The sequence below is a fragment of the Candidatus Pantoea symbiotica genome, from assembly GCF_056491525.1.
Window position 1 is genome coordinate 1349124 of sequence record NZ_JBSZHR010000002.1, and the last position, 23773, is coordinate 1372896.

Annotated in this window: 25 protein-coding genes; 20 read left to right on the forward strand and 5 right to left on the reverse strand. The window is 54.7% G+C overall.

Features of this window, described 5'->3' with window-relative positions; genetic code table 11:
• Positions 1 to 255: 255 nt before the first annotated feature.
• The 3 genes from flgN to flgA all read right to left on the reverse strand — a co-directional run bounded on the left by flgN (position 256) and on the right by flgA (position 1763).
• Positions 256 to 687, reverse strand: coding sequence for a flagellar export chaperone FlgN (gene flgN / locus ACXIZX_RS06820; protein WP_008103097.1), 432 nt, complete (start codon positions 685 to 687; stop codon positions 256 to 258).
• Between the two features lie 5 nt (positions 688 to 692).
• Positions 693 to 998 (reverse strand): flagellar biosynthesis anti-sigma factor FlgM, encoded by a 306-nt coding sequence (flgM, locus tag ACXIZX_RS06825; RefSeq protein WP_008103096.1) that lies wholly within the window; start codon positions 996 to 998, stop codon positions 693 to 695.
• Between the two features lie 105 nt (positions 999 to 1103).
• Positions 1104 to 1763, reverse strand: a complete 660-nt coding sequence (gene flgA, locus ACXIZX_RS06830) for a flagellar basal body P-ring formation chaperone FlgA (RefSeq protein ID WP_479403830.1) — start codon at positions 1761 to 1763, stop codon at positions 1104 to 1106.
• 153 nt (positions 1764 to 1916) lie between these two features.
• Here flgA and flgB point away from each other — a divergent pair, with 153 nt between their 5' ends.
• The 11 genes from flgB to flgL all read left to right on the forward strand — a co-directional run bounded on the left by flgB (position 1917) and on the right by flgL (position 11898).
• Positions 1917 to 2330 (forward strand): flagellar basal body rod protein FlgB, encoded by a 414-nt coding sequence (flgB, locus tag ACXIZX_RS06835; protein ID WP_008103091.1) that lies wholly within the window; start codon positions 1917 to 1919, stop codon positions 2328 to 2330.
• A gap of 2 nt (positions 2331 to 2332) precedes the next feature.
• Entirely contained in the window at positions 2333 to 2737 is a 405-nt protein-coding gene (gene flgC / locus ACXIZX_RS06840; RefSeq protein WP_008103089.1) for a flagellar basal body rod protein FlgC, read from the forward strand.
• 12 nt (positions 2738 to 2749) lie between these two features.
• Positions 2750 to 3421, forward strand: coding sequence for a flagellar hook assembly protein FlgD (flgD, locus tag ACXIZX_RS06845; protein ID WP_008103087.1), 672 nt, complete (start codon positions 2750 to 2752; stop codon positions 3419 to 3421).
• Between the two features lie 24 nt (positions 3422 to 3445).
• A complete protein-coding gene (gene flgE / locus ACXIZX_RS06850) occupies positions 3446 to 4735 on the forward strand; it encodes a flagellar hook protein FlgE (RefSeq protein ID WP_008103086.1) in 1290 nt (429 codons plus the stop codon).
• A gap of 20 nt (positions 4736 to 4755) precedes the next feature.
• On the forward strand, positions 4756 to 5514 hold the full coding sequence (locus ACXIZX_RS06855; protein ID WP_008103084.1) for a flagellar basal body rod protein FlgF: 759 nt from the start codon (positions 4756 to 4758) through the stop codon (positions 5512 to 5514).
• Between the two features lie 17 nt (positions 5515 to 5531).
• Entirely contained in the window at positions 5532 to 6314 is a 783-nt protein-coding gene (flgG, locus tag ACXIZX_RS06860) for a flagellar basal-body rod protein FlgG (protein WP_007885801.1), read from the forward strand.
• A gap of 63 nt (positions 6315 to 6377) precedes the next feature.
• A complete protein-coding gene (locus ACXIZX_RS06865; protein WP_008103082.1) occupies positions 6378 to 7088 on the forward strand; it encodes a flagellar basal body L-ring protein FlgH in 711 nt (236 codons plus the stop codon).
• Between the two features lie 12 nt (positions 7089 to 7100).
• Positions 7101 to 8207, forward strand: coding sequence for a flagellar basal body P-ring protein FlgI (locus ACXIZX_RS06870; protein WP_479403831.1), 1107 nt, complete (start codon positions 7101 to 7103; stop codon positions 8205 to 8207).
• Positions 8207 to 9148 (forward strand): flagellar assembly peptidoglycan hydrolase FlgJ, encoded by a 942-nt coding sequence (gene flgJ, locus ACXIZX_RS06875; RefSeq protein ID WP_154152714.1) that lies wholly within the window; start codon positions 8207 to 8209, stop codon positions 9146 to 9148. Before ACXIZX_RS06870 ends, flgJ begins: the two co-directional genes overlap by 1 nt.
• A 119-nt stretch (positions 9149 to 9267) precedes the next feature.
• Complete coding sequence (flgK, locus tag ACXIZX_RS06880; protein WP_008103077.1) at positions 9268 to 10911, forward strand: flagellar hook-associated protein FlgK; 1644 nt, start codon at positions 9268 to 9270, stop codon at positions 10909 to 10911.
• Between the two features lie 18 nt (positions 10912 to 10929).
• Complete coding sequence (gene flgL / locus ACXIZX_RS06885) at positions 10930 to 11898, forward strand: flagellar hook-associated protein FlgL (RefSeq protein WP_061716973.1); 969 nt, start codon at positions 10930 to 10932, stop codon at positions 11896 to 11898.
• A 169-nt stretch (positions 11899 to 12067) separates the two neighbouring features.
• Here flgL and rne read toward each other — a convergent pair whose 3' ends face one another.
• Positions 12068 to 15334 carry a ribonuclease E gene (gene rne / locus ACXIZX_RS06890; RefSeq protein WP_479403832.1) on the reverse strand — a complete coding sequence of 1089 codons (3267 nt, stop codon included), beginning with the start codon at positions 15332 to 15334 and terminating at the stop codon, positions 12068 to 12070.
• A gap of 572 nt (positions 15335 to 15906) precedes the next feature.
• Between rne and rluC the strand changes: the two genes are divergently transcribed.
• A complete protein-coding gene (rluC, locus tag ACXIZX_RS06895; RefSeq protein ID WP_061716969.1) occupies positions 15907 to 16863 on the forward strand; it encodes a 23S rRNA pseudouridine(955/2504/2580) synthase RluC in 957 nt (318 codons plus the stop codon).
• Positions 16864 to 16874: 11 nt separating this feature from the next.
• Here the strand turns inward: rluC and ACXIZX_RS06900 are convergent, their stop codons facing one another.
• Entirely contained in the window at positions 16875 to 17459 is a 585-nt protein-coding gene (locus ACXIZX_RS06900) for a Maf family protein (RefSeq protein WP_179451268.1), read from the reverse strand.
• A 140-nt stretch (positions 17460 to 17599) separates the two neighbouring features.
• On the opposite strand from ACXIZX_RS06900, the gene yceD reads away from it, so the two are divergent.
• The 8 genes from yceD (at position 17600) to fabF (ending at position 23742) form a co-directional block, all read left to right on the forward strand.
• Positions 17600 to 18121, forward strand: a complete 522-nt coding sequence (gene yceD, locus ACXIZX_RS06905) for a 23S rRNA accumulation protein YceD (RefSeq protein WP_007885785.1) — start codon at positions 17600 to 17602, stop codon at positions 18119 to 18121.
• A 14-nt stretch (positions 18122 to 18135) separates the two neighbouring features.
• Complete coding sequence (rpmF, locus tag ACXIZX_RS06910; protein ID WP_007885783.1) at positions 18136 to 18306, forward strand: 50S ribosomal protein L32; 171 nt, start codon at positions 18136 to 18138, stop codon at positions 18304 to 18306.
• A 26-nt stretch (positions 18307 to 18332) separates the two neighbouring features.
• Positions 18333 to 19373 (forward strand): phosphate acyltransferase PlsX, encoded by a 1041-nt coding sequence (plsX, locus tag ACXIZX_RS06915; protein WP_061716965.1) that lies wholly within the window; start codon positions 18333 to 18335, stop codon positions 19371 to 19373.
• Positions 19374 to 20327, forward strand: coding sequence for a beta-ketoacyl-ACP synthase III (locus tag ACXIZX_RS06920; protein WP_008103066.1), 954 nt, complete (start codon positions 19374 to 19376; stop codon positions 20325 to 20327).
• A gap of 16 nt (positions 20328 to 20343) precedes the next feature.
• The gene (fabD, locus tag ACXIZX_RS06925) at positions 20344 to 21276 is read left to right on the forward strand and encodes an ACP S-malonyltransferase (protein WP_179451266.1); all 933 of its coding nucleotides are present in this window, start codon (positions 20344 to 20346) and stop codon (positions 21274 to 21276) included.
• Between the two features lie 10 nt (positions 21277 to 21286).
• Entirely contained in the window at positions 21287 to 22021 is a 735-nt protein-coding gene (gene fabG / locus ACXIZX_RS06930; protein ID WP_007885776.1) for a 3-oxoacyl-ACP reductase FabG, read from the forward strand.
• A 153-nt stretch (positions 22022 to 22174) separates the two neighbouring features.
• Positions 22175 to 22414 (forward strand): acyl carrier protein, encoded by a 240-nt coding sequence (gene acpP / locus ACXIZX_RS06935; protein ID WP_008103063.1) that lies wholly within the window; start codon positions 22175 to 22177, stop codon positions 22412 to 22414.
• An 86-nt stretch (positions 22415 to 22500) separates the two neighbouring features.
• A complete protein-coding gene (gene fabF / locus ACXIZX_RS06940) occupies positions 22501 to 23742 on the forward strand; it encodes a beta-ketoacyl-ACP synthase II (protein ID WP_008103061.1) in 1242 nt (413 codons plus the stop codon).
• Positions 23743 to 23773: the final 31 nt, after the last annotated feature.

A 23773-nucleotide genomic window follows, 5' to 3' on the forward strand; every position in this document is an offset into this window, starting at 1 on the left:
GTCCTCGCGCCGCTTCGCGGTTCCTTCACTTCGTACGTCAGCCTGACGGACCGGCTCAGACGGGACTTCCTTGTCCCGGCTGAGCCTTTCGCCCGCGTCCTGCGGGCAAATCCTGGCTTCCTTTCTCCGTTCAGCGCTGCGGATGCCTGCCCAAAACAAGCTCCCGCCTGCTGTTTATCTCTTGTGCGCTGTGCTTAAAACCAAAGAAAAAAGGCCGCCATCCCGAAAGATAGCAGCCTCTTCAAACCCACTTTTTTACCCTTTACGACTCAGCGTCGCCTGACCTTTACCCAAACCATCCGGCCCGTAAAATGCCTGCGTTTGGTGCGGTCGCAATACCGCCAATGCTTCATTGGTGAAGCCAATCTGATGCTGCAACAAAATCCCGTTATGCGTATTAGCATCGCGCAAGCGGCGCGTGTGTTGTTGAATACGCATCCAGCGGTTTTCGCGATCGCTGTGATCACCATAGGGCGCCTGCGTGCCGAGGGATTTCTCGGTGGTGCGGCGCATTTCGTCCAGATAATTCAACGTAGTCAGCAGCGCGCTTTTATCTTCAGAAATACGCTGCAGCATGTTGCCATTAACCTGGCCGGCAGAAAGTTGCTGTTGTTCTTCATCCATTACCACCGCAAGGGATGTCAGCACGTCCTGCATTTTGTCTAAGGTGATCAGCAGATTGTCCATTGGGATTAGTTACCCTCTAAATACGCCTTGGTATCGGCGATCAGCGCGTCGGCGATCTTACCGGTATCCATTTTCAATTCGCCATTACGAATGGCCGTCTTCAGCTGCTCAACGCGCGCTGTATTAATGTCTTTGCTGCCAGGCTGCATCAGTTGCGCCTGCGCGGTACTCAACTTCACTTCCGCACCGCTTTCGCTGGTGGTGCTGGCTGCTGGTGTTGCGCTCTGACGCACTTTGCTGCTGTTATCGTTGGTATCGCGTGTTTGAACAGTGCTAACCGGATTCGTAGGCTGCGTTCTGTCGATGCTCATGGTAAGGCTCCTGTAAGGTCAGTTGGGGGTCAGCCAACTGAGTCAGCATAGGGTAATGTCTTTGTTGATATCTCTATCGGCAGAACAACAGGGTTCTTTAACGCTTTATAGCGATATCAGAATATTCCCATCCGCGTCGACGCGACCACTGACAACCTGACCATTTCCCATCCTCACGCGCACCATTTGTGCCGTGCTGGCGTTGTTCAGCGCACGTCCTTCGCTGCTGGCATTAAACCCGTTTCCACTGGCGACTACCATCACATTTTGACCGGCTTTTACGCGCCACGGTTGGCGCACCATGGTGGCAGTCACCGGCTGTCCTGGCGGGATATCGCGCAATGCGACGGCATCGATGACGCCGCTGCTATCCATCAAGGCGCGTGCCGGCAATTCATCCAGCCGTCCGGTTTCCAGACGCACGTCCGTCGGGCTGAGATTGCTGCCGCGCGCCACCTGACGGCTCGCCACCAGATATTGTCCGGTCACCTGCACCTGAACCTGCAGGAAACGACGGTTTTGATCGCAGTTAGCGGCGATGCTGATGTTGCCCCACTGACGGCTATTACCCGGCAGTTGCAGTTCAGGGGTTTCGCAGTTTGGCCACTGCGCCTGCGGCGTACGTACCACCACCGTCATGCCGGCGGCATGTTGTGGGTCGCGCGCCTTAAAAAATTGGGTTAACTGCGCGGTAAGGTCCGCGGCAGAACTGGGTAGCGCCAGTGCCAGCAAAAGTGTGGCTAGCAAAGTGGAATATCTGCGCATAACGCCTCCTGACGAGAAGATGGCACCGAGTCTACGCCTCGCGCAAAAAAATCAATGTCAAAAATAGCCGTCATTTTTGCTGCTATTCAGACGATCGCCCTTGCATTTGTCCACTTAAGCTGTCAGCTCGAAATTCTCATTCGCGGAGGAAGCATGCTCGACAAACTCGATGCCGCGCTGCGATTTGGTACTGAAGCGTTAAACCTACGTGCTCAGCGTCAGGAAATCCTGGCGTCAAACATTGCCAACGCCGATACCCCGGGCTACCAGGCGCGGGATATCGACTTTGCCAGCCAACTGAGCAAGGTGATGCAAAACGGTCGCGCCGAAGGCAGCAGTCTGGCGCTGAATGTGACGTCCTCACGCCACATTGAAGCGCAAACCAACTCTCAGCCGTCACTGGATCTGCTGTACCGCATTCCCGATCAACCCGCCGCGGATGGCAACACCGTGGATATGGATCGCGAACGTACGCAGTTTGCTGATAACAGCCTGAAATACCAAACCGATCTCACCCTCATCAGTAGCCAGATCAAAGGCATGATGAGCGTTCTGCAGGGGCAATAAGCATGGCATTGCTGAATATCTTTGATATCGCCGGTTCTGCGATGACAGCGCAATCACAGCGCCTCAACGTCAGCGCCAGTAACCTGGCCAACGCCGACAGCGTAACCGGCCCTGATGGCCAGCCTTACGTGGCAAAGCAGGTGATTTTCCAGACCGACGCCGCACAAGGTGCAGCGACCGGCGGCGTTAAGGTCGCAGGCGTGGTTAACGATCCTACTCCGGCAAAACTGGTGTATGACCCAGGCAATCCGCTGGCGGATCAGAAGGGCTACGTCAAGATGCCAAACGTTGATGTTGTGTCCGAAACCGTTAACACCATGTCCGCGTCGCGCAGCTACCAGGCCAACGTTGAAGTGCTGAACACGGTGAAGTCAATGATGATGAAAACCCTCACCATGGGTCAGTAACGGAGAACGACGATGAGCGTAGCAGTAGGAATTAAAGACAGTCTGGACCCAACGGTACTGACCTCCAGCAGTGCTTCGAGCGGCAATACCTCCGCCGACCTGCAGAATCAGTTTCTGAATATGTTGGTGGCGCAGCTGAAAAACCAGGATCCCACCAATCCAATGGATAACAGCCAGCTCACCACCCAGTTGGCTCAAATCAACACCCTGAGCGGTATTGAAAAGCTGAATACCACGCTGGGATCCATCTCTGGTCAGATTAGCTCTAGCCAGTCGTTGCAGAGCGCAACCTTAATTGGTCACGGCGTGATGGTTAACGGCAGCCAGGTCCTGGTGGGCAGCGGCACGACCACGCCTTTCGGTGTGGAACTGAGCACCGCGTCAACCGCGACCACCGCCACCATCAAAGATGCCAGTGGCGCGACTGTTCGCACCATCGATTTGGGTGCACTGACTGCAGGCGTCCATACCTTCTCATGGGATGGCACCCTGACCGATGGCAGCACTGCACCGGATGGAAAATATACCGTTTCACTGGCCGCCAGCAGTGGCAGCACCCAATTGGTGGCTCAACCGCTCAACTATGCCTACGTCAATGGCGTCAGCACAGTGGGTGACACCGCAAAACTGGATCTCGGCACCATGGGCTCCGCAACCCTCGATGAAATTCGTCAGATTCTCTGATTAACCTTTAGCAGGAGAAATACTATGTCTTTTTCACAAGCGGTGAGCGGCCTGAATGCTGCCTCCAGCAATCTGGATGTAATTGGTAACAACATCGCCAACTCCGCCACAGCCGGTTTTAAATCCAGCACCATTGCCTTTGCCGATATGTTTGCCGGTTCTAATGTCGGTCTGGGGACTAAAGTTGCCGCCGTCATCCAGGACTTTGGTGATGGTAGTACCACGTCAACCAGTCGTGGACTGGACGTAGCGCTGAGCGGCAACGGCTTCTTCCGTATGACCGACGCCAGCGGCGGCGTGTTCTATTCCCGTAACGGCCAATTCACACTGGATGCCAACCGTAACCTGGTGAACACCCAAGGTCTGAACGTCTCTGGCTACCCGGCCAGCGGTACACCACCCACCATTCAGACCGGTGCGAACCCGGTGGCGCTGAGTATTCCGACCACGCAGATGGGCGCTCGCGCTACGACTACCGCGACTCAGGTTGCGAACCTGAACTCAACCAGCACCACACCAACGGTGACAACGTTTGATAAATCCAACGTTGATAGCTACAACGCAAAAACCACCATGACGGTGTATGACACCCAGGGTAACGATCATCAGTTAGATATGTACTACATCAAAACTGCGGATAACACCTGGACCGTGCATATGGTTGACTCCACCACGGGTAATGAAGTCGGTAACACCGCAGCAGGCGACAACCTGGGCTACCAGATGAAGTTTGATGCCAACGGTAAGCTGACCGGCGTATCAAAAATGATTGACGATCCGGCCAACCCGGGCACTGCAATTCCGGATACTACGACCACCAGCGCCTCACTGGCAAACCTGGTTGTGAGCGGCACCAACGGTGCGGATGGCATGAACATCAGCATGAGCATGTTGGGCAGCCTACAGCAAAACACCGGTGCGACCACCTTTGGTAACCCAACACAGGACGGTTATCAGCCTGGCGATTTGACCAGCTACACCATCAATGATGACGGCACCATTACCGGTACTTACTCCAACCAGAAAACCCAGTTGTTGGGTCAGATCGTGTTGGCGAGCTTCTCTAACCCGGAAGGTCTGAAGTCTGAAGGCGATAACGTCTGGTCAGCTACCAGCTCATCAGGCCAGGCTGCGGTTGGTCTGGCAGGCACTGGTACTTACGGCAACCTGACTTCAGGTGCGCTGGAAGCATCCAACGTCGATATGAGTAAAGAGCTGGTGAACATGATCGTTGCGCAACGTAACTATCAGGCTAACAGCCAGACCATCAAAACTCAGGACCAGATTCTTAACACCCTGGTTAACTTACGTTAATTCGCTAACGGGATTGCTTTATGGATCACGCAATATATACCGCTATGGGCGCGGCCAGTCAGACGTTGGAGCAGCAGTCGGTAACGGCCAGCAACCTCGCCAACGCCTCAACGCCGGGCTTTCGTGCTCAGCTCAACGCGTTGCGCGCGGTGCCGGTCAGCGGCTGGTCACTGCCAACGCGTACGCTGGTTGCCGCTTCCACGCCGGGCGCCGATATGTCACCGGGCTCGATGGATAACACCGGCCGCACGCTGGATGTGGGTGTCGCGCAGGACGGCTGGTTGGCAGTGCGTGCCGCTGACGGTACCGAAGCTTATACCCGCAACGGCAACATGCAGATCAGCTCAACCGGTATTTTGACCATTCAGGGCAATCCCGTGATGGGCGATGGCGGTCCGATCGCCATCCCGCAAGGCGCTGAATTGACCATCGCGGCAGACGGTACCATCACCTCGCGTAACGCCGGTGATGCACCCAATGCCACGGTGCAGATTGGTCGCCTGAAGCTGGTGCGCGCCACCGGTAAAGAGATGCAACGCGGTGATGACGGCATGTTCCGTCCTAACCAGCAAACCCAGGCGACGCGCGGCGCTGCGCTGGCGAACGATGCCACCATGACGGTGATGCCTGGCGTGCTGGAGGGCAGTAACGTGAAGCCGGTGGAAACCATGGTCGATATGATCGCCAACGCCCGACGTTTTGAGATGCAGATGAAAGTGATCTCCAACGTCGATGAAAACGAACAAAAAGCTAACAGCTTGCTCAACATGAGCAGCTAAGGCGTAAGGAAAACACCATGATTCGTTCTTTATGGATCGCCAAAACCGGTCTTGACGCTCAGCAAACCAACATGGACGTCATCTCCAACAACCTCGCGAACGTAAGCACCAACGGCTTTAAACGTTCGCGCGCGGTATTTGAAGATTTGATGTACCAAACCCTGCGTCAGCCGGGCACCCAGTCGTCGGAGCAAACTACGCTGCCGTCAGGTCTGCAGATCGGTACCGGTGTGCGTCCCGTTACGACAGAGCGTCTGCATCAGCAGGGTAACCTGTCGCAGACCAGCAACTCGAAAGACGTGGCAATCAACGGCCAGGGTTATTTCGAAGTGCAGATGCCAGACGGCACCTCGGCGTATACCCGTGATGGTTCATTCCAGGTTGACCAGAACGGTCAGCTGGTAACCAACGCCGGTTATCCGGTTCAGCCAGGCATCACCATTCCGGCCAACGCCACCAGCATCACTATCTCGCGCGATGGCGTGGTGAGCGTGACGCAGCAGGGCCAGACCAACCCGGCGCAGGTCGGTCAGCTGACGCTCAGCACCTTCATGAACGATGCGGGCCTGAATAGCCAGGGTGAAAACCTCTATCAGGAGACGCAGGCATCCGGTGCGGCAACGCAGAGCACGCCAGGCCAGAACGGCGCGGGTCTGCTGTATCAGGGTTATGTCGAAACCTCGAACGTCAACGTGGCGGAAGAGCTGGTCACCATGATTCAGACGCAGCGCGCCTACGAGATCAACAGTAAAGCGATCAGCACCTCCGATCAGATGCTGGCGAAGTTAACCCAGCTGTAATGCTGGTGTCGTTGGGCCAGCCTGGCTGGCCTGATTAAGCAACATGAATAAGGTTAGAACTCCGTGGCGAAGCAAGTGATTCTCAAGCCTGGTCATTGGTTGGTAGCCACGCTGCTACTCACTCTTAACGGTTGTGCGCTGGTTCCGCGCACGCCACTGGTGCAAGGGGCGACAACGGCAGAGCCGACGCCATCCGCACCGCCAGTGGTGAACGGTTCCATTTTTCAGGGCGTCGCACCGCTGAACTACGGCTATCAGCCGCTGTTTGAGGATCGCCGTCCACGCAACATTGGCGACACATTGACGATCACCTTGCAGGAAAACGTCAGCGCCAGCAAAAGTTCTTCCGCCAACGCCAGCCGCGATGGCAGCAACAGTTTTGGTGTGACAGGTGTACCAACTGGCCTCAGTGGTCTGGTGGGTGCCGGTGGCGAAAAAGCCACGCTGGATGCCAATGGCAAAAATGATTTCGCCGGCAAAGGTGGCGCGACGGCGAATAACACCTTTACGGGCACCATCACCGTCACCGTCAATCAGGTGTTGTCGAACGGCAACCTGCGCGTGGTGGGTGAGAAACAGATCGAAATTAACCAGGGCACCGAATTCATCCGCTTCTCGGGCGTGGTTAACCCGCGCACCATCAGCGCCAGCAATGCGGTGCTCTCCACCGCGGTGGCCGATGCACGTATTGAGTACGTCGGAAATGGTTATATCAATGAAGCGCAGACGATGGGCTGGTTCCAGCGTTTCTTCCTGAACGTCTCGCCGATGTAAGAGGTATTAAGAATGAATATGACGACTCTGCTCCGCCTGTGCCTCTGCTTGCTGCTCGGTTTCAGCGTTCTGGCGCATGCTGATCGCATCCGCGATCTGACCTCCGTACAGGGCGTGCGCGATAACCAGCTGATCGGTTACGGCTTGGTGGTGGGCCTTGATGGTACCGGTGACCAGACCACGCAAACCCCGTTTACCACGCAAACCGTGAGCAACATGCTCTCCCAGCTCGGCATTACTTTGCCAGCGGGCACCAACATGCAGCTGAAAAACGTGGCGGCCGTTATGGTGACCGCAAAGCTGCCGACCTTTGCGCGTCAGGGCCAAACCGTTGATGTGGTGGTCTCCTCGCTGGGTAACGCCAAAAGTTTGCGCGGCGGTACGCTGCTGATGACGCCGATGAAAGGCGTCGATAACCAGGTTTATGCGCTGGCGCAGGGTAACATTCTGGTTGGCGGTGCCGGCGCTTCAGCCGGTGGCAGCAGCGTGCAGGTTAACCAGCTGAACGGTGGCCGTATTACCGGCGGCGCAACGGTAGAGCGTGAACTGCAGAGCAACTTTGGTAGCCAGAACACCATCAACCTGCAGTTAAATAATGAAGACTTCAGCATGGCGCAGCGCATCGCCGACGCCATCAACAGCCGTGGCATTGGCTCCGCGCAGCCGCTGGATGCGCGTACCGTGCAGATCCGCGTGTCGCCGAATAACAGTTCGCAGGTGCGTTTGCTGGCCGAAATTCAGAACCTCGACGTTTCAGTGCCGCTGGAAGATGCCAAGGTGATTATCAACTCACGTACCGGTTCGGTGGTGATGAACCGCGAAGTGACGCTGAACACCTGTGCGGTGGCGCAGGGCAATCTGTCGGTTACCGTCAATCAGCAGCAGAACGTCAGTCAGCCTGATACGCCGTTGGCGGGCGGTCAGACGGTGACCACTAACAATACCCAGATCGATCTGCGTCAGAGTGGCGGCGCGCTGCAACGTGTTAACTCCAGCGCCAACCTCAACAACGTGGTGCGTGCGCTGAATGCGCTGGGTGCGTCACCGATTGAGCTGATGTCGATTTTGCAATCGATGGAAAGCGCAGGCTGCTTGCGCGCCAAACTGGAAATTATCTGATGAACGATACGCAATCGCTGGTGAATGCGGCGTATGACAGCCGCTCGCTGAACGACCTGAAACGCGAAGCCGCCGCCGACCCGAAAGGGAAGGCGATGCAGGTGGCCAAGCAGGTGGAAGGGATGTTCGTGCAGATGATGATGAAAAGCATGCGCGCTGCGCTGCCGCAGGATGGCCTGCTGAGCAACGATCAAACGCGGCTTTTCACCTCGATGTACGATCAGCAGATTGCGCAGGACATCGGTAAACGTGGTCTCGGCATGGCCGATATCATCGTTAAACAGATGCAGCCCGCTCAGGAGCCGGACGAAACCGCCGGTACGGTGCCGATGAAGCTGGATAACAGCTTCATCTATAGCAATCTGCCGTCGAATCAGCTGGAGCAGATGGTGCGTAAAGCGGTGCCGCGTTTGCCGGTCTCGCCAAGCAGTTTGCCGAGCGACAGCAACGACTTTATTGCCCAGCTGGCGCAACCGGCGCAGGTCGCCAGCCAGCAGAGCGGCATTCCGCATCACCTGATTCTGGCGCAGGCCGCGCTGGAATCCGGCTGGGGCCAGCGACAGATTCTGACGCGCGACGGTAAGCCGAGTTACAACGTGTTTGGTATTAAGGCGAGCGGTGACTGGAAGGGCGCAACCACCGATATCATGACCACCGAATACGAAGGCGGCGTGGCGAAAAAAGTGCGCGCCAGTTTCCGTGTGTATGGCTCCTATATGGAAGCGCTCAGCGACTACGTCAAACTGCTGTCCAATAACCCTCGTTATGCCGCCGTTGCCAACGCACCGAGCGCCGAGCAGGGCGCGCGTGCCTTGCAGGCCGCCGGTTACGCGACCGATCCAAAGTATGCGCAAAAACTGGTGGGAATGATCCAGCAATTCAAAAACATGGGCGAAAAAGTGGTGAAGGCGTACAGCAACGACATCACCGATTTGTTCTGATTTTTGCTCTCAAGTTTCACTTAAGCACGCCGATAACAATCACATGCCGCGGGCGTTCACCGCCCGCGCAATCGCACTGATGACTGCCAGCCCGGTTAACGGGAAATTAAGGAACCGAGATGTCCAGCATAATTAACTCAGCGATGAGTGGGCTGAGCGCCGCACAGGCTGCATTAAGCACCACCAGTAATAACATCAGCAATTACACGGTAGCGGGCTATTCGCGTCAGACGGCGATTCTGTCGCAGTCGAACAGCACCCTGCAGGGCAACAGCTATTACGGCAACGGTGTAACGCTCTCCGGCGTTCAGCGTGAGTATGACGAGTTCATCACCGCCCAGCTCCGTGGCTCCAGCGCCAACTACAGCGCCGTGAATACGCAGTACAACCAAATTTCGAACATTGATGATCTGCTGTCGACGTCGACCACCAGCTTGTCGACCTCAATCCAAAGCTTCTTCACCAACGTGCAGAACGTGGTGAGTAACGCCAACGATCCGTCGGCGCGTCAATCAATGCTGAGTTACGCACAAGGCCTGGTGAACCAATTCCAGACCACGGCGCAATATCTCAATAATATGCAGAACAGCGTTAATACAGATATCGCCTCGAACGTCGACCAAATCAACACCTTCACCAGTCAGATTGCCGACCTGAACAGTCAGATCGCCAAGCTGACCACCGGCGGTGGCGCGGCGCCGAACAATTTGCTGGATCAGCGCGATCAGTTAGTGAACAGCCTGAATAATGTGGTTGGCGTTAACGTATCTCAACAGGACGGTAGCTATATCGTCTCAATGGGCAGCGTGACGTTGGTGAATGGTAAAAACTCCACCAGTTTGGTGGCGATGCCGTCCAGCAGCGATTCAACACGTACCACTGTCGGCTATGTCGATAAGCAGGCGGGTAATGTTGAGATCCCTGAGAAGACATTGACCACCGGTTCACTCGGCGGCTTGCTGGCGTTTCGTACGCAGGATTTGGATACCGCGCAGAATCAGCTCGGCCAGTTAGCTGCGGCGTTCACCACTAGCTTCAATACCGTGCACAGCGAAGGGTATGACAGCAACGGTGACCAGGGTGGCAACTTCTTTAATATCGGTTCGCCAACCGTGGTGGGTAACAGCAAAAATACCTCAGCGGCTACCGTTACGGCTGCATGGTCAGATACCAGCGCGATGAAAGCGTCTAACTACACCGTGAGTTATGACGGCAGTAATTGGTCGGTGACCCGCATGTCTGACAACGTGAAGTTTAGCGTTACGCCAGATGCGACTGACGGCACCCTTAACTTTGATGGCCTGAAACTGACGGTGAGTACATCACCCGCACCTAACGCTAAAGACAGTTTCCTGGTCAAACCGGTACAGAACGTCATTGCCGGTATGTCGGTTGCGATCACCGATGAGTCGCAAATTGCTGCGGCATCCAGCGCAACCAGCGGTGAAAGTGACAACCGTAATGCGCAGAAATTGTTGGATCTGCAGGATAGCAAGTTGGTGAATGGTAATGCGACCATCGCTCAGGCTTACGCCAGTATTGTCAGCAGCGTCGGTAACAAAACCAGCACGCTGGAAACGGCCAGCACCACACAAGAAAACGTGGTTACTCAGCTAAGCGATCGCCAGCAGTCAGTTTCAGGGGTCAACCTCGATGAAGAGTACTCTAATCTGACGAAGTATCAGCAGTTCTATATGGCGAACGCGCAAGTACTGCAAACGGCGAGTACCATTTTTAATGCGCTGATGGGCATCCGCGGCTAAGCATAGAGGATAAAAACCATGCGTCTTAGTACCAATATGATTTTCAACCAGCAGGTGCGCGGGATTACTGACTCGCAAGCTTCCTGGTTAAAAGTAGGTGAACAGCTCTCTACCGGGCTGCGCGTCAGCAATCCCTCGGATGATCCAATCGCCGCCTCTCGCGCCGTGGTGCTTTCGCAATCGCAGGCGAAAAGTAGCCAATATGCCACGGCACGCAGCTTTGCCGATCAAAGCTTGTCGATGGAAGAGAACTCACTCTCCAGCGTGACCAGCAGCATTCAGGATGCGCAGACCATGATTGTGTATGGTTCAACCGGTACGCTGAGTGACGATGACCGCGCATCGATTGCCACCAAATTACAAGGTATTCGTGACCAACTGCTGAACCAGGCTAACAGCCGTGACGGCAATGGTCGCTATATTTTCGCGGGCTATCAAACCGATGTTGCGCCGTTCAGTGACGCTGGAGCCCCAACGGGCGTTACGTATGTTGGCGGGACCGATGCCATTACGCAGAAGGTCGATGATGGTCGCACGATGGCGGTGAGTAGCACAGGATCGTCAGTATTTATGTCACTGACCAGCAACGCAAAAGCAGAGCCGGACGGCAGCCCGAGTGAAACCAATCTGTTTAACATGCTTGATAGCGCAATTGCAGCACTCAATACGCCGCAGGATGATGCTGATGACGCAACCAAGCAGGTTTTCCAGGATGCAATGGATAAATCCAACCGTGGCTTGAGCAACTCATTAAACAACGTGTTGGCGGTGCGTTCAGCAGTAGGTTCACAGTTGGCTGAACTGGATACGCTGGATGCGCAGGGCGATGACCGTGACACCATTATGGCTTCACAAATGACAGATCTGGTGCAGGTTGATTACACGCAAGCCATTTCCAGCTACACCATGCAACAAACGGCTTTGCAGGCGTCGTATAAGACTTTTACCGATATGTCGAAACTCTCGCTGTTCCAGCTTAATTCGTAATTGACCTTAACCTTTGAGCGTACTTTAACCGGGTGCGCTTAGTTTCTCCCACCGCCTTTCGGGGCTGTGGGATTTTTTTTGCCTGTTATTCAGGTCGCATAAATGGCGACCGCAGGCAATAAAAAACCCCGGACTGGCCGGGGTTTGCTGTTTACTGGCGTGCTTTAGCTTACGCGCTTTCCGGACGGGTTGCCGGGGCGGTGGCCTGATGCGTCGCGCTGTGACCGCCGGCAGAGCCGCGGCCCTCGAAGCCAAACGCTGGACGGACCCAGTCGCTGTTACGAACCGGTTCAGGTTGCCACGCCGGAGCCGGTGCTTTGGTCATCGGTGCGGTAGCGTGGTGCTTGAAGCGCGTCTCTACCGTGGTCACTGCGGTATCACGAGCCGCAACCGGCGCATGAGGTTCAGTGACCGGCGTGACTTCCGCTTCAGCCGCGACTGGCGCAGCCAGCACTTCTTCAACCTGAGCTTCCACTGCTGGAGAAACATCAGCTGGCGCCTGCTCTACAACCGCAGCGACTTCGCTGACTTCACCTTCAGGCTTCGCTTCTTCAACGACAACAGCCGGTTCCGCTTCAGCCGCAGTTTCCTGAGCTACTTGTTCATCAGCAGCAGAGATCACTGATGGCTCTTCGTTGACAGGCGCGGCAATCGGCGTGACGTCATCAGTGTTTACCACTGGAACATCGGTATGTGCCTGTGGTTCAACCTGATGCACAGCTTCTTCAGCAGCAACCTGCTCAACGGCCGGTTCAACTGCAGCCGGTTGAGCTTCTGCATCAGCGGCTTGCTGGTAGCCGTAATCCGACACTTCATGCATCGCATCTTGCGTGCTGTACTCTTCCTGCGCTTGCGCAACCGGGTAAGAGATCCACACTTTGCCTGACGCCATTTCTGGAGAGGCAGCAGCCGATTCCAGCGGCATTGCAGACTGCGTTGGGTAACGCTCGTCACGATAACGACGACGACGCTGGCCACTCACGCGCAGGTGACGCGGTGAACGACGTGAACGGCGCGGCATATTGGCGCTATCACGGTTATCGCTATCATCTTGCTCGTCATTGCTGGCTTCAGGATGTTCGTGGTACTGAGCGCGTGGCGCAGTTTCAACGGCGGCTTCATGAACCACTGGCGCTTTGGCAGCAATTTCAGTGGTATCGCCCACACGCACGCGCTGTGACAGCTGACGCTGCTTACGACGCGGCATTACCTGAACGCGTTCTTCTTCCTGCTCGACGTTTTCGTCAACAACAGGCGCCTGAACAACCGGCTCAGCGGCTTTCTGATCCTGCTGCTGAGTGCGCTTCTCTTCCTGACGACGACGCTGGCGATCGGCACGCTGTTCGCGGCGCTGTTGTTGCTGCTCATCACGTTGCTCAAGTGCTTCATCGCTCAGGACCGGACGCGCTTCACGCGGCTCATTCTGACGCTTGTTGCGACGATTGTCCTGATTGTCACGCGGTTCGCGGGCTTCACGTGGCTCACGTGCTTCACGCGGCTCGCGCGGTTCACGACCTTCGCGCACCTGACCATTCTCGCCATTACGCGGAGTACGTTCGCGACGGTTGTTGCGGCGGTTGTTATTGTTGCGACGTTCGCCACGCTGCTGGGTATTTTCAGATTCAGCGGCAACAACGGCTGGGGTTTCTTGCTGAGTTTCAGCAGGAGCCGCAGCTGGCGCGTCACCGGCAAACAGTTTCTTCAATCCGCTCAGCAGGCGTGCCACGAAGCCGGTGTTAGTCACCGCGGGTGCTGCAACCGCAGGCTTGGTTTTCACTTCTGCTGCAGGCTGAGACTCTTTCACCACTTCAACCGGCGCAGGCGGCGCATCAGGCATCGCGAAGGCGGCCAATGCTGGCTGCTCCGGACGACGACGCTCAGCGTGCTCTTCTTCAGAAGGCAGCGCCATTTCCGCTTCGTGCAGTTTCGGCAAGTGATAGCTCAGCGTTTGCGTCTCTTCGCCGGTGCGAACACGCAGTACCGAGTAGTGTGGCGTTTCCATCTGATCGTTTGGCACGATGATGGCACGCACGCCGCCCTGGCGTTTTTCGATGGCGCTAACGGCATCACGCTTTTCGTTCAGCAGGTAAGAGGCGACCTGAACCGGAACAATCGCATGCACTTCTTTGGTGTTGTCTTTCAGCGCTTCTTCTTCAATTAGACGCAGAATAGACAGCGACAGCGATTCGTTATCACGGATGGTGCCGGTACCGCTGCAGCGTGGGCAGACGTGATGGCTGGATTCACCCAGTGACGGGCTCAGACGCTGACGCGACATCTCCAGCAAACCGAAGCGTGAAATGTGGCTGATCTGAATACGCGCACGATCCTGACGCACCGCTTCACGCAGACGATTCTCCACCGCGCGCTGGTGGCGCACTGGCGTCATGTCGATGAAGTCGATAACAATCAGGCCGCCGAGATCACGCAGACGCAGCTGGCGAGCGATCTCATCGGCCGCTTCCAGGTTGGTGTTATAGGCGGTTTCTTCGATATCACCGCCGCGAGTTGCACGTGCGGAGTTGATATCAATCGCCGTCAGGGCTTCGGTGCTATCGATAACAATCGATCCGCCTGATGGCAGACGCACTTCACGCTGGAAGGCTGATTCAATCTGCGATTCGATTTGGTAGTGGCTGAACAGCGGGATTTCACCGGTGTACAGTTTGATTTTGCTGCTGAAGTCCGGACGACCCAGTGCAGCAATGTGCTGACGAGCCAGTTCCAGGACTTTTGGATTATCGATAAGGATTTCACCGATATCCTGACGCAGATAGTCGCGGAAGGCGCGCACGATAACGTTGCTTTCCTGATGGATCAGGAAAGGCGCCGGGCGGCTGTCTGCGGCTTTCTTAATGGCTTCCCAGTGCTTCATACGGAAGCTGAGATCCCACTGCAGTGATTCGGCTGATTTGCCTACGCCCGCAGTGCGAACGATTAATCCCATGCCGTCTGGAAGTTCCAGTGCGGAAAGTGCTTCTTTTAATTCGGTACGATCGTCGCCCTCAATGCGGCGTGAAATACCACCGGCACGTGGGTTGTTCGGCATCAATACCAGATAGCTACCGGCCAGAGAAATAAAGGTGGTCAGTGCTGCACCTTTATTACCGCGTTCCTCTTTATCAATTTGAACGATAACTTCCTGACCTTCACGCAGCACATCTTTGATATTCGGACGACCATGTGCGTTGTAATTGGCGGGGAAATATTCGCGGGAAATTTCTTTCAGAGGGAGGAAACCGTGACGTTCTGCACCGTAATCGACAAATGCAGCTTCAAGGCTGGGTTCAACGCGGGTGATTTTACCTTTGTATATGTTGGCTTTTTTCTGTTCGTGTCCAGGACTTTCAATATCCAGATCGTACAGACGTTGTCCATCAACCAGGGCAACGCGCAACTCCTCCTGCTGAGTTGCGTTAATTAACATTCTTTTCATCGTGACTTACTCGTTATTCTCACATGAGTGATCTAGCTGCGGGCATCGTTACCCTGGACGAGAATCAACCGATGGCCCCGTGTCTTAATGCACTGACGTCAACCTCACGGTTGTCGGCGGCTAAAGGGGCGCAAATCTTGTCGGTGGCCTGTTTTTCATAAGGAAATCCAGCGCCTGAAGGTGGAAATGTTACAGAGTATTCAAAAATCCACACATCCTAGTCTGTCGTCCAGGCCGCAACCCGCAGCCCGCTAAGTGCCTGATTTAACATTACGTCTTACGCCATTGCTGCGTGTCCGTTCAATCCGGCAAAATGACTTATTTCGCTCTTTTTCCTGCCTGAATCTTTCCAGGGCAGAAACACCTGCATTATTCCATTGCTAACCAACATTAAGCAAGGCGACTTTTGCCAAGCTGAGAAGTTTATTCGTCCATAACCTGTTCATTTGCAGGGCTAATCATCGCATCGCTGAAAATGTCGCCATTTTCACCGTTTCATCACGCGACAAAGAGAGAGTTAAGCACAGAAAAAGGGGTGGCGCTATCCAGGGACACTAATTAGAATCGCCGCCATGAAAACAGAGAATCCCGGCGTACAGTATGTCGCCATCACGGCTGAAAATGCCGGACAACGAATTGATAACTTTTTGCGCACCCAGCTCAAGGGCGTGCCGAAAAGCATGATTTATCGCATTTTGCGTAAAGGCGAAGTGCGGGTGAATAAAAAGCGCGTCAAACCTGAGTATAAGCTGGAGGATGGCGACGAGCTGCGTATTCCGCCGGTGCGGGTTGCCGAGCGCGAAGAGAACACGGTTTCACCGAAGCTGGATAAAGTCGCAGCGCTCACCAATGCCATTCTCTATGAAGATGATTACCTGATGGTGCTGAATAAACCGTCGGGCACGGCGGTGCACGGTGGCAGCGGATTAAGTTTTGGTGTGATTGAAGGGCTGCGTGCGTTGCGTCCAGAAGCGCGTTTCCTTGAGTTAGTCCATCGCCTCGATCGTGATACCTCTGGCATCCTGCTGGTGGCGAAGAAGCGTTCTGCGTTGCGCTCTCTGCATGAGCAGCTGCGCGAGAAGGGCATGCAGAAGGATTACCTTGCTCTGGTGCGCGGTGACTGGCCATCGCATCTGAAAGTGGTGCAGGCTCCGCTGCTGAAGAACATTTTGCAGAGCGGTGAACGTGTGGTTCGCGTGAGTGCGGAAGGCAAGCCTTCTGAGACGCGTTTTAAAGTCGAAGAGCGGTTTGGTTTCGCGACTTTAGTGAAAGCCAGCCCGGTGACCGGTCGTACCCATCAGATTCGTGTGCATACGCTTCATGGCGGCCACCCGATCGCCTTCGACGATCGTTACGGCGACCGCGAATTTGATGCGCAATTAGGTTCGACGGGCTTATCGCGTCTGTTCCTGCATGCAGCGGCGTTAACCTTCACCCATCCCAACACCGGAGAAGTGTTACGGATGGAAGCGCCACTGGATGGCGCGCTTAAGAATTGCCTCGCCAAACTGCGTCAGAAAAAAGCCTGATTATCCGGGCATCAACATAAAGCGTTGATGCCCACCTCTCTTAGCATTTCATTCAAGGCAATCAGCGGTAAGCCAATCAAAGTATTGGGATCGCGACCTTCCAGCCTGTCAAATAAACAAATCCCTAATCCTTCGCTTTTGAAACTGCCAGCGCACTGCAGCGGCTTTTCTTTTTCAACGTAGCCACGAATCTCTTCAGCACTCAACTCGCGGAAATGCACGGTAAAGGGTTCGCAAATGACCGATTGTTTGCCGCTCTGCGGTTGCAGTAGCGCCAGACCGGTATAAAAGGTGATGGCGTTGCCACTGGCCGCCGCAAGTTGCTGGCAGGCTTTCTCCACAGTGTGCGGTTTGCCGGTTATCTCGCCATTCAGCACACAAACCTGATCGGACCCGATTATCCAGCTGTCCGGGTAACATGCGGCCAGCGCCTGCGCTTTGGCAAATGCCAGACGCTGCACCAGCTCGGGGGCCGATTCATGCGGTAGCGGTGATTCGTCGCAATCTGGGGCGGCGGTAATAAAAGGCAGGCCCAGTTTGCTCAGCAGCGCCTGACGAAAAGGGGAAGTAGAAGCTAAAACCAAAGGTGTCGTCATTTTTTTTCAGAATAGATAGCGTAAAGATGACAGTCATTTTAAACTATGCGCCGCACTGGATGCGACTAACGGGTGAAAGATGCCGTAAACCGGCCTTTTTCTTTGACTCTATGACGTTACAAAGTTAATATGCGCGCCCTATGCAAAAGGTAAAATTACCCCTGACGCTCGATCCGGTCCGCGCCGCGCAAAAACGCCTTGATTATCATGGTGTTTATGCACCTGAATTGGTGGCGCGCTTGGCCGAAACGGTCGTGAGTGTGGACAGTGAAGTTGAATGCGATATGTCGTTTGCGGTTGATAACCAGCGCCTCGCCGTTCTGCAAGGAACAGCCGAAGTGCAGGTGACTCTGTCATGTCAACGCTGCAACCAGTCGTTTCCACGTCATGTTCACGTAAGCTATTGCTTCAGTCCTGTCTCTTCTGATGAGCAGGCCGAGGCACTACCGGAAGCCTACGAGCCAGTTGATGTCAATGATTTTGGTGAGATCGACTTGCTGGCAGTGATCGAAGATGAGCTCATCCTCGCGCTGCCCGTGGTTCCGGTGCATGATTCTGAACACTGTGAAGTGTCCGACGCGGACATGGTGTTTGGTCAACTGCCTCCAGAGGCAGAAAAACCAAATCCCTTTGCCGTATTAGCCAGTTTAAAGCGTAAGTAATAGGAGTAAGGTCCATGGCCGTACAACAGAATAAACCAACCCGTTCTAAGCGTGGTATGCGTCGTTCACACGATGCTCTGACCACTGCTGCTCTGTCAGTAGATAAAGTTTCTGGCGAAACTCATCTGCGTCACCATATCACTGCGGATGGTTACTACCGCGGTCGCAAGGTTATCACCAAGTAATCCTCGCGATTACACAAGGCGATACCTTGACACGTTTGACCCTGGCAGTTGATGCCATGGGCGGGGACTTCGGTCCTTGCGTGACAGTGCCTGCAGCCTTGCAGGCACTGGCCTCTCATTCGGAGCTGGTTCTTCTTCTGGTCGGCGATCCCGACATCATCTCGTCATTTCTTGCCAAAGCGGATTCCTCGTTACAGGGGCGTGTGCAGGTTATTCCTGCTGAATCGGTTATTGCAAGTGATGCCAAACCTTCTCAGGCGATTCGTAACAGCCGCGGCAGTTCAATGCGTGTGGCGTTAGAGTTGGTGAAAGAGGGGAAAGCACAAGCCTGTGTCAGTGCCGGAAATACCGGCGCACTAATGGGACTGGCAAAAATGTTATTAAAGCCGCTGGATGGCATTGAGCGTCCAGCGTTGATGACGGTGTTGCCGCATCAGCAGCATGGCAAAACGGTGGTGTTGGATCTCGGCGCTAACGTTGAATCGGACAGCGCCATGCTGGTGCAGTTTGCGATCATGGGCGCTGTAATGGCAGAAGAAGTGCTGGAGATCGCCCAGCCGCGTGTGGCGCTGCTGAATATTGGTCAGGAAGAGACCAAAGGATTAGAAACAATCCGCGCCGCATCTGCGGTGCTGCGAGCGTCACCGCAAATCAACTATATTGGATACCTTGAGGGGAACGATCTCCTCACCGGCAAGACGGATGTGCTGGTTTGTGATGGCTTCGTTGGTAACGTCACGTTGAAGACCATGGAAGGCGTGGTAAGAATGTTCCTCTCTCTGATCAAATCGTCAGAGGAAGGAAAAAAACGGGCCTGGTGGCTAACATTGTTGGGGCGCTGGATTCAAAAGCGTCTGGCAAAGCGTTTCGGCCATCTCAACCCCGACCAGTACAATGGCGCTTGTCTGTTAGGATTGCGCGGGACAGTGATCAAAAGCCACGGTGCGGCGAATCAACGTGCATTTGCCGTGGCGATAGAGCAGGCAGAGCAGACGGTGCGAAAGCAAGTCCCAGAGAGGATTGCTGCGCGCCTTGACACTGTATTAGCCAGGAGTGACAAAGCGTAGATGTTTACCAAAATTATCGGTACGGGCAGCTATTTGCCTGAGCAGATTCGCTCCAATGCGGATCTGGAAAAAATGGTCGAGACGACGGACGAGTGGATTGTCACCCGTACCGGCATCCGTGAGCGCCGTATTGCCGCTCCGGAAGAAACCGTTGCTACTATGGGCTTCACCGCAGCACAGCGCGCGCTGGAAATGGCGGGTGTGAATGCGAGCGACGTTGGCCTGATCATTGTGGCAACCACCTCTTCCAGCCATGCCTTCCCTAGTTCAGCGTGCATGATCCAGCAAATGCTGGAGATCAATGATTGCGCTGCCTTCGATTTGGCCGCTGCCTGTGCGGGCTTCACTTATGCACTGAGCGTTGCCGATCAATACATCAAAAATGGTGTGGTAAAACATGCGCTGGTGATCGGTGCAGACGTGCTGGCACGTACGCTCGATCCTAACGATCGTGGCACTATCATTCTGTTTGGTGATGGCGCGGGCGCGGTGGTACTGAGCCAGAGCGAAGAGCCAGGCATCCTTTCTACCCATCTGCACGCCGACGGCCGTTACAGCAAACTGCTGACGCTGCCGTATCAGGATCGTGCCCATCAGGATGAGCCTGCTTATTTGACGATGGCGGGCAATGAAGTCTTCAAAGTGGCCGTGACTGAACTGGCACACATTGTTGATGAAACTCTGCAAGCCAACAATCTTGATCGTGAAATGCTCGACTGGCTGGTGCCGCATCAGGCGAACCTGCGCATTATTAGCGCAACCGCCAAAAAGCTCGGCATGGGCATGGATAAAGTTGTCGTCACGCTGGATCGTCACGGTAATACCTCGGCCGCGTCAGTGCCAAGTGCACTGGACGAAGCAGTGCGCGATGGTCGTATCAAGCCGGGACAACTGATTCTGCTGGAAGCCTTTGGTGGTGGTTTCACCTGGGGTTCTGCACTGGTTCGCTTTTGATTGACAGGAACGAAAGATGACGCAATTTGCTTATGTTTTCCCAGGACAGGGATCGCAGACCGTCGGCATGTTAGCCGAGCTGGCTGCTGAAAACCCGCAGGTTGAAGCCACTTTCCGTGAAGCTTCTGATGCGCTGGGTTATGACTTATGGCAGTTGGTCCAGCAGGGACCGGCTGAAGAATTGAATAAAACCTGGCAGACGCAGCCTGCGCTGCTGGCGGCTTCTGTTGCTATCTATCGCGTATTGCAGAGCAAAAATGCGGTGCAGCCAACCATGATGGCCGGCCACAGCCTCGGTGAATACTCGGCTCTGGTATGTGCCGGTGTGCTGAATTTCGCAGACGCCATTAAACTGGTTGAGCTGCGCGGCAAACTGATGCAGGAAGCGGTACCGGAAGGTACTGGCGCTATGCAGGCGATTATCGGCCTGGATGACGCATCCATCCGTAAAGCCTGCGAAGAGAGTGCTCAAGGCCAGGTGGTTTCACCGGTTAACTTCAACTCGCCGGGCCAGGTGGTTATCGCGGGCAACAAAGAAGCGGTTGAGCGTGCGGGTGCAGCCTGTAAGGCTGCTGGTGCCAAACGTGCACTGCCGCTGCCAGTTAGCGTGCCATCGCACTGTGCTTTGATGAAACCTGCTGCCGATAAGCTAGCGGTGGCTCTCGAAGCGATCACCTTCAATGCGCCTGCGGTGCCGGTGGTGAACAACGTCGACGTGAAGTGTGAAACTGAAGCTGCTGCGATCCGTAGTGCGCTGGTCCGTCAGCTGTATAGCCCGGTGCGCTGGACTGAATCGGTCGAGTTTATTGCTGCGCAGGGCGTTGAGCAATTGCTGGAAGTCGGTCCAGGTAAAGTCCTGACCGGTCTGACCAAACGTATTGTGGATAGCCTGAGTGCTGCTGCGGTGAACGATTCTGCTTCACTGAGCGCTGCACTTTCACAGGAATAAGAGGAAAAACATGAGCTTTGAAGGTAAAGTAGCGCTGGTTACCGGTGCAAGCCGTGGAATTGGTCGTGCCATTGCGGAAACGCTGGCTGCGCGCGGTGCCAAAGTGGTGGGAACCGCCACCAGTGCAAGCGGTGCGGAAGCAATCAGTGCTTACCTCGGCGACAAGGGCAAAGGCCTGCTGCTGAACGTCACTGATGCCGCCTCAATTGAGAGCGTCCTCGAACAAGTACGCGCCGAATTTGGCGAAGTGGACATTTTAGTCAATAATGCAGGCATTACGCGTGACAATCTGTTGATGCGCATGAAAGACGATGAGTGGGCGGATATCCTTGATACCAACCTGACATCTGTCTTCCGTCTTTCTAAGGCGGTTATGCGTGCCATGATGAAAAAACGCGTGGGCCGTATCATTACCATCGGTTCTGTAGTTGGAACCATGGGTAACGCGGGTCAGGCAAACTATGCGGCAGCAAAAGCAGGTTTGATTGGCTTTAGCAAATCACTGGCGCGAGAAATTGCGTCACGTGGCATTACTGTAAACGTCGTGGCTCCGGGCTTTATTGAGACGGACATGACGCGTGCACTGAACGAAGATCAACGTTCGGGTATTTTGGCAGAAGTTCCAGCAGGTCGTTTAGGTGACCCGCAGGAGATTGCCAATGCTGTTGCATTCTTAGCCTCTGACGAAGCAGCCTACATCACGGGTGAGACGCTTCATGTCAATGGCGGCATGTACATGGTCTGATAATCACGAAAACATTTGCTTTATCTGCAGCAAACACCGCAGAATAACGCAAAATCGTGGTTAGACCAGCCGGGATTTTGTTGCATCTTTTTCAACATTTTATACACTACGAAAACCATCGCGAAAGCGAGTTTTGATAGGAAATTAAATAGTATGAGCGATATCGAACAACGCGTTAAGAAAATCGTAGCTGAGCAGCTGGGTGTTAAAGAAGACGAAGTGATTAACACTGCTTCTTTCGTTGAAGACCTTGGTGCAGATTCTCTTGACACCGTTGAGCTGGTAATGGCTCTGGAAGAAGAGTTTGATACTGAAATTCCAGACGAAGAAGCTGAGAAAATCACTACCGTTCAGGCAGCGATCGATTACATCAATAGTCATAAACACGACTAATGAATATCTTCAGGCGGTCACCTCGACCGCCTGAGTTTTATGTATGCCCCACATAGCGTTATTTTTTCCCTCCCTGGAGGACGTGCGTGTCTAAGCGTCGTGTAGTTGTGACTGGTCTTGGCATGTTGTCTCCTGTCGGCAATACCGTAGAGTCTACCTGGAGTGCTCTCCTTGCCGGTCAGAGCGGCATTAGCCTGATCGACCATTTTGATACTAGTGCCTATGCAACGCGTTTTGCGGGCTTAGTAAGAGATTTTAATTGCGATGATTTCATCTCGCGCAAAGATCAGCGCAAGATGGATGACTTCATCCAATACGGCATCGTTGCAGGCATTCAGGCTATGGCAGACTCCGGTCTGGTCGTAACCGATGAGAATGCTGGTCGCATTGGTGCGGCAATCGGTTCTGGGATTGGCGGACTGGGTTTAATCGAAGATAACCACAGCTCGCTGGTCAACGGTGGACCGCGCAAAATCAGCCCATTCTTCGTGCCTTCTACCATCGTCAACATGGTTGCAGGTCACCTCACCATCATGTACGGCCTGAAAGGCCCAAGCATCTCTATCGCAACTGCCTGTACGTCCGGTGTGCACAACATTGGTCATGCGGCGCGTATCATTGCGTATAACGATGCTGATGTGATGTTGGCCGGTGGTGCGGAGAAAGCCAGTACGCCGTTAGGTGTCGGTGGTTTCGGTGCTGCTCGTGCGCTCTCCACGCGTAATGACAATCCTCAGGCGGCAAGCCGTCCGTGGGATAAAGATCGTGACGGTTTCGTGTTGGGTGACGGTGCTGGCATTATCGTACTGGAAGAGTACGAACACGCGAAGAAACGTGGTGCGAAGATTTATGCTGAGATCATTGGTTTCGGCATGAGCAGCGATGCTTACCACATGACGTCACCTCCGGAAGACGGTTCAGGTGCAGCAGCAGCGATGGTTAACGCGCTGCGTGACGCGCAGCTGAACGCTGAGCAGATTGGTTATGTCAACGCGCACGGTACCTCGACGCCAGCCGGTGACAAAGCGGAAGCGCAGGCGGTGAAATCGGTGTTTGGTGCGGCAGCTCACAGCGTGATGGTCAGCTCCACCAAGTCGATGACTGGCCACCTGTTGGGCGCTGCGGGCGCGGTAGAAGCGATTTATTCGATTCTGGCGCTGCGCGACCAGGCGATTCCACCGACCATCAACCTCGACAATCCTGACGAAGGTTGCGATCTGGACTTCGTGCCGCATACGGCGCGCCAGGTCAGCGGACTGGAGTACACCTTGTGTAACTCCTTTGGATTTGGCGGCACTAACGGCTCGCTGATCTTCCGCAAGGTTTAATCGCTCCTCAGCCATACAGAGGCCCGCAATG